This is a genomic window from Alistipes sp., assembly GCF_048465575.1.
In the GTDB taxonomy this organism is placed as follows: Bacteria; Bacteroidota; Bacteroidia; order Bacteroidales; family Rikenellaceae; genus Alistipes.
Map to the genome: position 1 here is coordinate 1 of NZ_DBFWLG010000028.1, position 11,262 is coordinate 11,262.

General features: G+C 60.9%; 13 protein-coding genes. 5 read left to right on the top strand and 8 right to left on the bottom strand.

The genetic code is table 11. The annotated features are described in order from the left end of the window. Window positions 1–608: 608 nt before the first annotated feature. The 4 genes from ACMQ11_RS07935 to ACMQ11_RS07950 form a co-directional block, all read right to left on the bottom strand. On the bottom strand, window positions 609–1,613 hold the full coding sequence (locus ACMQ11_RS07935; protein ID WP_418992228.1) for a beta-ketoacyl-ACP synthase III: 1,005 nt from the start codon (window positions 1,611–1,613) through the stop codon (window positions 609–611). 18 nt (window positions 1,614–1,631) lie between these two features. Beyond that, the gene (gene plsX, locus ACMQ11_RS07940; protein ID WP_418992229.1) at window positions 1,632–2,579 is read right to left on the bottom strand and encodes a phosphate acyltransferase PlsX; all 948 of its coding nucleotides are present in this window, start codon (window positions 2,577–2,579) and stop codon (window positions 1,632–1,634) included. Between the two features lie 146 nt (window positions 2,580–2,725). Continuing rightward, window positions 2,726–2,911 (bottom strand): 50S ribosomal protein L32, encoded by a 186-nt coding sequence (gene rpmF / locus ACMQ11_RS07945; protein ID WP_418992230.1) that lies wholly within the window; start codon window positions 2,909–2,911, stop codon window positions 2,726–2,728. A 41-nt stretch (window positions 2,912–2,952) separates the two neighbouring features. Beyond that, window positions 2,953–3,528, bottom strand: coding sequence for a YceD family protein (locus ACMQ11_RS07950; protein WP_418992231.1), 576 nt, complete (start codon window positions 3,526–3,528; stop codon window positions 2,953–2,955). 133 nt (window positions 3,529–3,661) lie between these two features. Here ACMQ11_RS07950 and ACMQ11_RS07955 point away from each other — a divergent pair, with 133 nt between their 5' ends. Beyond that, complete coding sequence (locus ACMQ11_RS07955; RefSeq protein ID WP_418992232.1) at window positions 3,662–4,066, top strand: hypothetical protein; 405 nt, start codon at window positions 3,662–3,664, stop codon at window positions 4,064–4,066. Between the two features lie 62 nt (window positions 4,067–4,128). After that, window positions 4,129–5,061 (top strand): hypothetical protein, encoded by a 933-nt coding sequence (locus ACMQ11_RS07960; protein ID WP_418992233.1) that lies wholly within the window; start codon window positions 4,129–4,131, stop codon window positions 5,059–5,061. Between the two features lie 75 nt (window positions 5,062–5,136). Here the strand turns inward: ACMQ11_RS07960 and gap are convergent, their stop codons facing one another. The 4 genes from gap to ACMQ11_RS07980 form a co-directional block, all read right to left on the bottom strand. Next, on the bottom strand, window positions 5,137–6,153 hold the full coding sequence (gene gap / locus ACMQ11_RS07965; protein ID WP_418992234.1) for a type I glyceraldehyde-3-phosphate dehydrogenase: 1,017 nt from the start codon (window positions 6,151–6,153) through the stop codon (window positions 5,137–5,139). A gap of 213 nt (window positions 6,154–6,366) precedes the next feature. Beyond that, a complete protein-coding gene (locus tag ACMQ11_RS07970; RefSeq protein WP_418992235.1) occupies window positions 6,367–7,122 on the bottom strand; it encodes an ABC transporter ATP-binding protein in 756 nt (251 codons plus the stop codon). After that, the gene (locus ACMQ11_RS07975; RefSeq protein ID WP_418992236.1) at window positions 7,119–7,862 is read right to left on the bottom strand and encodes an MlaE family ABC transporter permease; all 744 of its coding nucleotides are present in this window, start codon (window positions 7,860–7,862) and stop codon (window positions 7,119–7,121) included. Before ACMQ11_RS07975 ends, ACMQ11_RS07970 begins: the two co-directional genes overlap by 4 nt. A gap of 7 nt (window positions 7,863–7,869) precedes the next feature. Then, window positions 7,870–8,247: a DUF4834 family protein gene (locus tag ACMQ11_RS07980; RefSeq protein ID WP_418992237.1), complete on the bottom strand. Its 378-nt coding sequence runs from the start codon at window positions 8,245–8,247 to the stop codon at window positions 7,870–7,872. Between the two features lie 110 nt (window positions 8,248–8,357). Between ACMQ11_RS07980 and purB the strand changes: the two genes are divergently transcribed. The 3 genes from purB (at window position 8,358) to ACMQ11_RS07995 (ending at window position 10,657) form a co-directional block, all read left to right on the top strand. Then, window positions 8,358–9,707, top strand: coding sequence for an adenylosuccinate lyase (gene purB / locus ACMQ11_RS07985; RefSeq protein ID WP_418992238.1), 1,350 nt, complete (start codon window positions 8,358–8,360; stop codon window positions 9,705–9,707). A 29-nt stretch (window positions 9,708–9,736) separates the two neighbouring features. Then, window positions 9,737–10,060, top strand: a complete 324-nt coding sequence (locus tag ACMQ11_RS07990; RefSeq protein ID WP_418992239.1) for a DUF3784 domain-containing protein — start codon at window positions 9,737–9,739, stop codon at window positions 10,058–10,060. Window positions 10,061–10,402: 342 nt separating this feature from the next. Continuing rightward, window positions 10,403–10,657, top strand: a complete 255-nt coding sequence (locus tag ACMQ11_RS07995; protein ID WP_418992240.1) for a hypothetical protein — start codon at window positions 10,403–10,405, stop codon at window positions 10,655–10,657. The last annotated feature ends 605 nt before the right edge of the window (window positions 10,658–11,262 follow it).

An 11,262-nucleotide genomic window follows, 5' to 3' on the forward strand; every position in this document is an offset into this window, starting at 1 on the left:
CAGTCCGCAGCCACCCCGGGCGGAGGACTGCACTCCGGGAGCGCATAACGGGCTCGAAAGCGCCTCGGAACGGCTGCCGCCCATAAAACGGGCGTCTTACGCCCGCCGCTGGCTGCGAATTGCAACACATAAACCGCCGAACCTCCGGGGAGTGCGGAACCGGCTCGAAAGCGTCCGAACCATCTGCCACCCTCAAAACGGGCGTCTTACACCGCCGCTGGCTGCGAACAGCTGAGATGGTGAAAACCCGTCCTCGATCCCAGAACTCAGTCGAGGGGTCGCAAGGCAAAACAAGGAGCGGAAGATTCCTCGTCGCTTGCGCTCTGTCGGGATGACTCGGTTCCTTATTGATTTGCGACCCCTCGACTGAGCTCCGGGATCGAGGACACTTTCACCATTAACTCGCCGGCGGCTTGACTTTGTCCCACCCCGGCATAGCCCGCAAGCGGTCTCTACACTCGCTTACCCGTAAAGTTCACCTTTCACTTTTCACCTTATTTGACGTTGTTCGGGAATCGAAACGTCAGCGCCGCGGAGTGTTTTCCGCGGCGCTACCGTTGCAGGGCCCGACAAAAGCGGTCGCCCTCCTATACTAATACAAATCGATTCTACGCTTTCGACCCGTCGTAGGCCCATTTGACGTAGATGGCGCCCCAGGTGTATCCGCCGCCGAAAGCGGCCAGAATGAGGTTGTCGCCCGGCCGCAGCTCTTTCTCGTAGTCGTACAGACACGAGGGGATCGTCGCCGCCGTCGTATTGCCGTTGCGGTCGATGTTGATCATGCATTTCTCCTTGGTCAGCCCCATGCGGCGCGCCGTGGCGTCGATGATGCGCAGGTTGGCCTGGTGGGGAACCAGGTAGCGGATGTCGTCCGACGAGAGGTTGTGCTTCTCCATCATCTCCACCGAGACGTCGGCCATTTTCGAAACGGCGGCCTTGAATACGGCGTGGCCGTCCCAGGTGATCGTGTGCCAGTTGTTCTGCACCGTCTCGATCGAGGCAGGGTAGCGCGAACCGCCCGCCTTCATGTAGAGCTGCAACTCGCCCGAGCCGTCGGAGTGGAGGATCGAATCCACCACGCCGTACCCCTCGGTGTTGGGTTCGAGCAGCACGGCGGCGGCGCCGTCGCCGAAGATGGGGCAGGTCGAGCGGTCGGTGTAGTCGACGATCGACGACATTTTATCGGCCCCTACGACGATCACTTTCTTGCTCGTTCCGGCCTCGATGAACTTGGCGCCTGTCGTCAGCGCGAAGAGGAATCCGCTGCACGCGGCCGACACGTCGTAGGCAAAGGCGTTCTTGCAACCGGCCTGGTCGGCGATCATGTTCCCCGTCGAGGGGAAGAACATGTCGGGGGTCACCGTGGCGCAGATCACCACGTCGATCGACATCGGGTCCACGCCCGTCTTGTCCAGAAGATTGATGACGGCCCGCGCTCCCATGTAGGAGCTGCCGACGCCCTCGCCCTTGAGAATGTGGCGCGTCTTGACGCCGATATGCGACATGATCCACTCGTCGTTGGTGTCGACCATGCGGCTCAACTCTTCGTTGGTGAGAATATAATCCGGCAGGTACTCTCCCACCCCCGTAATCGCTGCTGTTATCTTACCCATTCGGTTTTGCTTTAATGATTAATTTTTGAATGCGCGCTGCAACTTGGCCGTCAGATCGGCCTGGATGCAGCGCTCGGTCGAGAGGATCATGCTCCGGATCGCCAGCGGCGAGGAGCATCCGTGACCGATAATGACCGGAGCGTTGACACCCAGCACGGGTGTGCCGCCCACGTTTTCGTAATTCATCGCCTCCCAGAAAGCGTTGCCGCCGCCCAGGGCCTTGTTGATGCGGTAGAGCCCCTCGGCCATCTTCAGAACCGTGTTGCCCACGAAGCCGTCGCAGACGATCACATCGGCCACTTTGCCCGTGAAGATATGGGAGCCCTCGATATTGCCGACGAAATTTATGCGCCCGTCTTCGCGCAACAGTTCGTAGGTCGCCTTGGACTGGGCGTTTCCCTTGGTCTCCTCTTCGCCGATATTGAGGATGGCGATGCGCGGCCGCTCGATTCCGAGCACCGCCTCGGCATAGATCGAACCGATCAGGCCGTACTGCGCCAGCACCTCGGGCTTCACGTCCACGTTGAGCCCCACATCCAGCAGCAGGGCCGGCCGGCCCCCCACGGTGGGTACGATCGACGAGATCGTGGGACGGATCACGCCCTCGATGGGTTTGACGGCGTACATCGAACCGACCATCATGGCGCCGGTCGAACCGGCGCTGGCGAAGCCGTCGATCGCGCCCTTGGCCAGGCAGCCGAAGCCCACCGTGATGCTCGAATCGGCCTTGGCCTGGAACGCCTTGGCCGGATGGTCGCCCATCTCGATCACCTCCGTCGTTGCCACAATATCGAATTTCCCGGCCGGGCAGTTCTCCGCCGCGAGCACCTCTTCGATCTTCGTCCGGTCGCCGAACAGCACGATCCGGCTCTGGGGTCCGACCGCATCGAGCGCCATGACGGCGCCCTTGACGGCCGCCTGGGGAGCGTAATCGCCGCCCATGGCATCTACACCAATCTTTAACATAGTCGTCGGATTAGGTTTTTAACTGGCGCCAGCCGCACCCGGGCGCCGGTGCTGCATGCTCCGGCGTGAGGGGAACGGACTGAGGCGCCGTTCATGAAAAAAGAGGGCAGCCCCGCCGGGGTATGCACTCTTCACGAAAGCCCTGCCTATTCGGCAGCTCGCTTCTCGATGGCCAGCTTTCCGCGGTAGAAGCCGCACTCGGGGCAAACGCGGTGGTACAGCGTGGCTGCGCCGCAGTTCGAACAGGTCACGACCGTGGGAACGACAGCCTTGTAGTGGGTTCTTCTCTTATCGCGTCGCGTCGACGAGACTTTGTGTTTAGGATGTGCCATTTTACGATATAAATTATAAGTTTAACGTATTTTTCTTCTCTCTATTGCTTCTCCTCGTCCTCCGAGGCCTCCATTTCGCGTTTCAGCTCGGCCAGTTTCTCCCACGGGCCGCCGCCATCGGGTCCGTCCTCCTCCGAGGCGCGGGCCTCGATCCGCGAGAACTCCTCGCCGGTGACGATCCGGAAGCGCGCGAGCATCTCGGGATCGCACGACCCGTCCGCATGGACCCGCTGGTAGGGCAGCGAGAGGACGATGCTCTCGTAGATGTATTGCGCCAGGTCCACCTCGTCCTCGCCGGGCAGGAGCCATAGCACCTCGCCATCGTACTCGTGCACCTCCTGCGAGAACTTGACCAACAGCCGTCCCTCGTAGCCGATCGGCACGCTGCAATCCTCCAGACAGCGGTCGCACGCCACCGTGACGCTGCCGCGGATCGCAATGTCGAGCACCAACTGCGTCTCGGCACGCTCCAGGCGGACCTCCGCGACGCATGCGCCGTCCTTGATCTCGGTGCTTCCGAAAGCCTCGAACAGCGCGCCGTCGACCCGGAATTCGAACTCATGGGGACCGTTCTTCAGCCCCTTGTATGCGATTTTATACCCTTTTTCCACCCTCATTTGAGCACGACAAGTGCGCAAAGTTACTAAAAAATCAAACAATCCCAAAGAAAACGGTGAGATTTAGCGCCCCGCGCGCAGCGGCGGCTAATAAATTTGGCTTTGCACGCAACTTGTATTACATTTGCACGCTATGGCAGTTGAAAAAGGATTTACGATCGCGCTCACGAGCCGTTTCGACGGCTGGTGGCGCTACAATGTGGAACTGATGTGCGGCTGTTTCGACGCCGCGGACCAACGCACGGGCTTCGCCACGGCCTCGTCGCATGTGGCCGACGCCGGGGCCAACCTCGCCGAGCCGCCCGCCGGCACGGTGCCCGACCGCAGCGTCACGCTGACCACCCCGCCCTGCGACCACCTGATGCTTTATATCTACCTCATACCCCACACCCTGCCCGCCATGCGCGAAATCGACGCCGCCCGGCCGTTCGAGGTCGAGCTGCGCATCGCCTATGCCGGCCGCAAGCTCCGCACGGAGCACCTGCGGATCAACCAGTGGTCGGGCGCCTCGCTCGAAATGCGGATAGAAAAAGTGTGAATTTCAGATTCCGTTCAGAATTCTTTGCTACCTTTGTAACAACAACATAAATTCGTAAGCCTATGAAACTATCGATCAAATGGGCCCTTGCGCTCATCGTATGCGGCGTCCTTGCGACCGGATGCAACGACGACGAAAACGGAGGCGGCCCGCAGCCCGCAGCGCAGACCGTGGCGGCGTTCCAAAAGCAGTTCCCGGGTGCAACCGATGTCGCCTGGAGCAAGAAAAACGGCTACGACGTAGCTTCGTTCACCCTGGCCTCGCGGGCGGCGGCAACGCCCCGCAACAGCGCGTGGTACCCCGAGGGCGGCACCGCCTGCGCTTTCACCAAATTCGAAATCTCGTGGACGCAGCTTCAGGAGGAGGCCCCGGCCGTGGCCGAAGCCTGGAACGCCTCGCCCTACAAGAGCCAGGGTTACCGGCTCGACGACGAGATCGACCGGAAAACCTATGCCGACACCGACCCGACCTACAAACTGGAGATCGAACGGGGCGACACGGAGCGCGAACTGGTCTACAAGCAGGACGGCACGCTGCTCTCGGACCGGACGGACGCGGACGACGGGGATGAAGCCGACGAAGACGATCCCTCTCCGCAGCCGATTCTGGAGTACATCGCCTCGAACCTCCCCGACGCACTGATCGTCGAGTGCGATACCGAGCGGGCGGGCGGCGCGACGTTCTGGGAGGTCGAGATCGCCTACCGCAACCGGGAGTGCGACCTCATCTTCGACGACCGCTTCGCATTCAAGGCCGCCGCCGAGGAGATCGAGGAGGAGGAGTACGACGACCCCGCCGTGCTGCCCGCGGCGGTCTACGCCAAGTTCCGCGAGCTGGCCGGAGGGAACGAGCTGGACGAGGTGGTGAAGCTCTACCTCTCGCTCGCCGATTTCAAGGCCGCAGCCAACCCCCGCTACCTGGGGACCGTCGAAGACGAGCGGACCGACCGCGAGACTACCTACCTGCTCGACGCCCAGGGCAATCTGCTCGAGTAGCGCCGTTCGGGGGCGCACAAACCAAAAAGGGTTCGCATCGCTGCGAACCCTTTTTTCGATGGAAGATAAATCGGCTTACTTGTTGTTGTAGTCGGCCATCTTCTCGATGAGCATGAGGACCTTGTTCGAGTAGCCCCACTCGTTGTCGTACCACGAAACGACCTTGACGAACGTGTCGGTCAGCGCGATACCGGCGGCCTTGTCGAAGATCGACGTGCGGGCGTCGCCCAGGAAATCCGACGAAACGACAGCCTCCTCGGTGTAGCCCAGGATGCCTTTCAGTTCGCCCTCCGAAGCCTCTTTCATGGCGGCGCAGATGGCGTCGTACTTGGCGGGTTTGGCCAGGTTGACCGTCAGGTCGACGACCGATACGTCGAGAGTCGGCACGCGCATCGACATACCCGTCAGTTTGCCGTTCAGTTCGGGGATCACCTTGCCGACGGCCTTGGCGGCGCCGGTCGACGAGGGGATGATGTTGCCCGAAGCGGCACGGCCGCCGCGCCAGTCTTTCATCGAGGGACCGTCGACGGTCTTCTGCGTGGCGGTGGTCGAGTGGACGGTGGTCATCAGACCGTCCGTGATGCCGAACTTGTCGTTCAGCACCTTGGCGATCGGGGCGAGGCAGTTGGTGGTGCACGATGCGTTCGAAACGATCGTCTGGCCGGCATAGGTGTCGGTGTTGACGCCGCAGACGAACATCGGCGTGTCGTCCTTCGAGGGGGCCGACATGACGACGTACTTGGCACCGGCGGCGATGTGGGCCTGGGCTTTCTCCTTGGTGAGGAACAGACCGGTCGACTCGACGACGTATTCGGCGCCGACCTCGTTCCACTTCAGGTTGGCGGGGTCTTTCTCGGCCGTGACGCGGATCGACTTGCCGTTGACGATCAGAAGGCTCTTCTCGGCGTCGAAATCGACCGTGCCGTCGAAGCGGCCGTGCATCGTGTCGTACTTGAGCATGTAAGCCATGTAGTCCACGGGAACCAGGTCGTTGATGCCTACCACCTCGATGTTCGAGTTGGTGCAGGCTGCGCGGAACACCAGACGGCCGATACGGCCGAAACCGTTGATACCGATTTTAATAGTTGCCATAATGTTTGAATTATTTGTTGGTTAAACTTGCGTTATTTTTTTCACAGCACAAAGGTATATACTTTATGTATTATACGCAAATAAAATATTAAAAATTTTGGGAAACACCGCCCGGGCGGTTTCCCGCCGTTTCCCGCGCCCGCATCCGGTTCCCCTGCGTCCCGGCCACCCGTCCGCACCCCGTCCGTGGCGCCCGGGCGTTCCGGCAGGCCCCTATTTCGCGGCCCGTTTGGCGCGCTTGGCCATGGCCGAGGCGAAGACGAAAGCGTTCAGCTCCGCGTTGTCGGCGTGCAGGATGTCGTCCTTGGTGCCCTCCCACCACTTGCGGCCCTCGTGGATGTAGACGATCTTCTCGCCGATCTCCATCACGGAGTTCATGTCGTGGGTGTTGATGATCGTCGTCATGCCGTACTCGTGGGTGATCTCGTGGATCAGGTTGTCGATGACGATCGAGGTCTGCGGGTCAAGGCCCGAATTGGGTTCGTCGCAAAAGAGGTATTTGGGGTTGAGTACGATGGCCCGGGCGATGGCCACGCGCTTGGTCATGCCGCCCGACAACTCGGCCGGATAGAGGCGGTTGGCGTTTTCGAGCCGCACGCGCTCGAGGCAGAAATTCACCCGCTCCATCTTCTCCCGTTCGCTCTGCGCGGTGAAGAGGTCGAGCGGCAGCTTGACATTCTCCTCGACCGACGAGGAGTCCAGCAGCGCCCCGCCCTGGAAGATCATGCCGATGTCCTTGCGGATGGCCTTGCGCTCGCGGAAGCCCAGGGCCGTGAAATCGACCTCGTCGTACCACACCGTGCCCGAGTCGACCTCGTGCAGCCCCACCAGGCTCTTCAGCAGCACGGTCTTGCCCGAGCCGCTGCGGCCGATGATGAGGTTGGTTTTGCCGGTCTCGAACTCGACCGAGATGTCGTCGAGCACCACCCGCCCGTCGAACGATTTGACAATGTGCTCGGCTCGTATCATATCAGCAGGATTTGCGTCAGAATCAGGTCGAACAGGAGGATCACCACGCAGCTCACGACCACGGCGCGCGTCGAGGCGGCGCCCACCTCGAGCGAGTTGCCGCGGGCGTTGTAGCCGAAATAGGCCGAGATGGAGGTGATGATGTAGGCGAAGAAGACGGTCTTGATGAGCGTGTAGGTGATCGAGTAAGGTTTGAAATCCATCAACAGGCCGTCCACGTAGTCGGCCGGAATCATGATGCCCGTGGCGGCGGCGATCAGGTAGCCGCCCAGGATGCCGATCAGGATCGAGAGGATCGTCAGGAACGGAAAGAAGAGCATCGCGGCGACGATCTTCGGCAGGATGAGGTACGAGGCGGAGTTGACGCCCATGATTTCGAGGGCGTCGATCTGCTCGGTGATGCGCATGGTGCCGATCTCCGAGGCGATCGACGAACCGACCTTTCCGGCCAGGATCAGCGCCACGACGGCCGACGAGAATTCGAGGATCATCGTCTCGCGCGTGGCGTAGCCCACCAGCGAGCGGGGGATGAACGGCGAATCGAGGTTGATGCACATTTGCAGGGTGATGACCGCGCCGATGAAGACCGAAATCAGGGCCGTCAGGCCGATCGAGTCGATGCCCAGCGCTTCCATCTCGAAGACGATGCGGCGGCGGTAGATCGCCCCTTTCTCCGGACGGGAGAAGACCTTTCCCATCAGGATGAAATAGCGGCCGATCTGTTGGAATATCCCGAGCATGGTTCCGTTACTTGGTCTCCTCGAAATCGACATAGTCGCCCACGTCTTTCGACACCCGTTTTTCGGGCGTTCCCGCGGTTCGGTACACTTTCACGTCGCCCTCCTTTTCGCGGCGGGGGCGTCCGCCGAAAGGCGCCTCGGCGCCCGTGTCCCCGCCGAACTGCTCCTCCATCCGGCGGCGCACCTTGTAGATGCGCCAGCGGAAAAAGAGCAGGCCGACGACGACCAGCACGATAAGTCCCATCAAAAAATACAATATGAAGAGCGCAATGCCTCGCAGCAGCGCCGGAGCGCCCAGGGCAAGGATCAGAATCACGAGTACGGTCAGCGGATTTCGCCGCACGAATCCTACCAGCGCGTCCACTATGGCCATTAAAAATCTCATTGCAAGCAGTTTTTATTTTCTTGTCACAACCCGACAAAGGTAGCGAAAATTATGCGTATTTCAATAAATTGTCGTAATTTTGGTGCCGTAAACAAATCCCGACAAATCCCATGCTCAACAACCTTACCGCCATTTCGCCCATCGACGGCCGTTACGGGAAAGTAACGGAAAAACTGTCCGATTATTTTTCGGAGCAGGCACTGATCCGCTACCGCATCCGCGTCGAAATCGAATATTTCATCGCCCTCTGCCAGCTTCCGCTGCCGCAGCTCCGGGGGATCGACCCTGCTCGGTTCGAGGCCCTGCGCGCCTTGTACCTCGATTTTTCGCCCGCCGATGCCGAGCGGGTCAAAGAGATCGAGGCCGTGACGAACCACGACGTCAAGGCCATCGAGTATATCATCAAGGAGAAGATGGATGCGCTGGGACTGGCCCCCTACAAGGAGTTCGTCCATTTCGGCCTGACGTCGCAGGACATCAACAACACGGCCGTGCCCCTTTCGATCAAGGAGGCGCTCGCGGGGGTCTACTACCCCGCCGTCGAGGAAGTGCGCGACAAACTGGCCGCAATGGCCGAGGAGTGGCGCACGGTGCCGATGCTGGCGCGCACGCACGGGCAGCCCGCGTCGCCCACCACCCTCGGCAAGGAGATGATGGTCTTCGTCGAACGGCTCGAGAAGCAGCTGGCCATGCTGCACGACATTGCCGTGCCGGCCAAGTTCGGCGGCGCCACCGGCAATTTCAACGCCCACTACGCGGCCTATCCCGACGTAGACTGGGTGGCGTTCGCCAACCGGTTCGTGGGCGAGACGCTCGGGCTCTGCCGCTCGCAGTACACCACGCAGATCGAGCACTACGATATGCTGGCGGCCATTTTCGACAACCTCAAGCGCATCGACACCATCCTCACGGACTTTGCGCGCGACATGTGGATGTACATCTCGGAGGAGTATTTCAAGCAGCGGATCAAGGCCGGGGAGGTCGGTTCGAGCGCCATGCCCCACAAGGTCAACCCCATCGATTTCGAGAACGCCGAGGGGAACCTCGGTCTGGCCGACGCCCTCTACGAGCACCTCTCGCGCAAGCTGCCCGTCTCGCGCCTGCAACGCGATTTGACCGACTCGACCGTGCTGCGCAACGTGGGCGTGCCGATGGCCCATTCGCTGATCGCCCTGCGCTCCCTGACAAAAGGCATGAACAAGCTGATCCTCAATACGGAAGCCATCGAGCGCGACCTCGATGAGAACTGGGCCGTAGTGGCCGAGGGCATTCAGACCATCCTGCGCCGCGAGGGCTACCCCAAGCCCTACGAGGCCCTGAAGGCCCTCACGCGCACCAACGCCCATATCACGGCCGAATCGATCGCCGCATTCATCGAGACGCTCGACGTGGCCGACGCCGTGAAACGGGAGCTGCGCGCCCTGACGCCCCGAAGCTATACAGGCGTATTCGGGAAATAGTTGTCACGCAAACTGTAAATTCGATCTCCATGCACGGAAATCTCGGCGCCTCGCTGATCGCCGGCGGCATACTGGTTCTGTTCGGCATTCTCTTCCTGACCGGACACGGGGCCGGGCTGATCGCCGGCTACAACACCCTGCCCGAAAAGGAGCGGGAGCGCTACGACAAGCGGGCGCTGTGCCGCTTCATGGGGAAATTCATGTTCTACGCGGCCGCATGCGTCGCCCTGATCGGCGCCGACGACCTCCTGCCCGGCAAGGGGCTGGCGCTGGCGGGCGGCATCTGGCTCACAATCGGAGTCGTTTTCATGCTCGTCTACGCCAACACCAAAGGGCGGTTTTTGAAAAAATAATTCGCACAGGCCGGCACCAACCGGCACCACCAACCCTTTCATCCCATGAAACCGTTGCACCGAGATTTCCGAAATAGACCTGAGGCAGCTTACCACACTGGAGCATCTGGGCGCTTCCAGCTCACCCGTGGAGTCGCTCGATCTGAGCGGAAATCCCAAACTCTACCGTCTCTCGTTCGACCGGAGCAAAATCCGGCAGATCGATTTCAGCCATAATCCGCGGCTGAATTATCTCTGGAATCGCTCGATGTTTCGGGCAACAAGCTCATCGAACTGGACACGCGGGCCAACCTACACCTGCGCTCGCTCTCCTGTGCCGACAACCAGCTCGGCACGCTCCGGGTGGCCGGCCCCGAACTCGAACAGCTCAACTGCCGCCAGAACGGACTCTATGCGCTCGACCTGGGAGCCGCACCCGCGCTGCGCACGCTCGACTGCGGCCGCAATTACATCGGAGAACTGGACCTGCACTCCAATACGGAGCTGCAAACGCTCGATACGCGCGGCTGCTACCTGCTCGACCTGATCCGGCTCGCACCCGGCCAGAAACTTGTCTCGCTTCAGAAGGAAGATTTCACGCGCGTGGTCTGCGAATAGTCCCCCGGCCGCGCGACAGGGTCGGTCGCTTCGGACGGTTTGTTCCGGTCCGGTCATCCGAGTCGGTTGTTCCGGGCCGGTTGTTCCGGGCGGTCCCCGATATGGCGCAAACGGATAAAGCCTGCAATTAACGATTGCAGGCTTTTCGTTTGGCACGGGCTTTGCGATTGATTGAGTCAGCTGCGGCACAGCAACCGCAGTGAGGTTTCTTCATTTATTTAAGTTTGGGTTAGTAGTTTTAGGAGGGCAACCTCCGGGGGCAGCAGGCAATCGTGAGATTCCCTGCTGTTTTTGTTTCGGGTGTCGTCGGGTTGTCCGGGGTCTGGCTTGCGGCCACAAAAAAAGAGGCCTGCCCGGTGCCGCCATCACGGCGCCGGGTAGGCCTTTGAACTATTTGGACGGGGGTCTCGGAACCTCTTGCGCGGTTGTCCGTCCGAAGCGACGGTTTCTTGAGCCGAAGCCGCAAGACCGAGGGTTTCACCATGCACACGACTTCCGTTCATCGTGCACAACCCGCGGCTTGTCGGGGGAGAAGAGGGAGGCGGCCCGAGGCCGGCATCCGGTGTACGACGCGGATCGCTGGATGGGCGATGGCCGCGAAGACC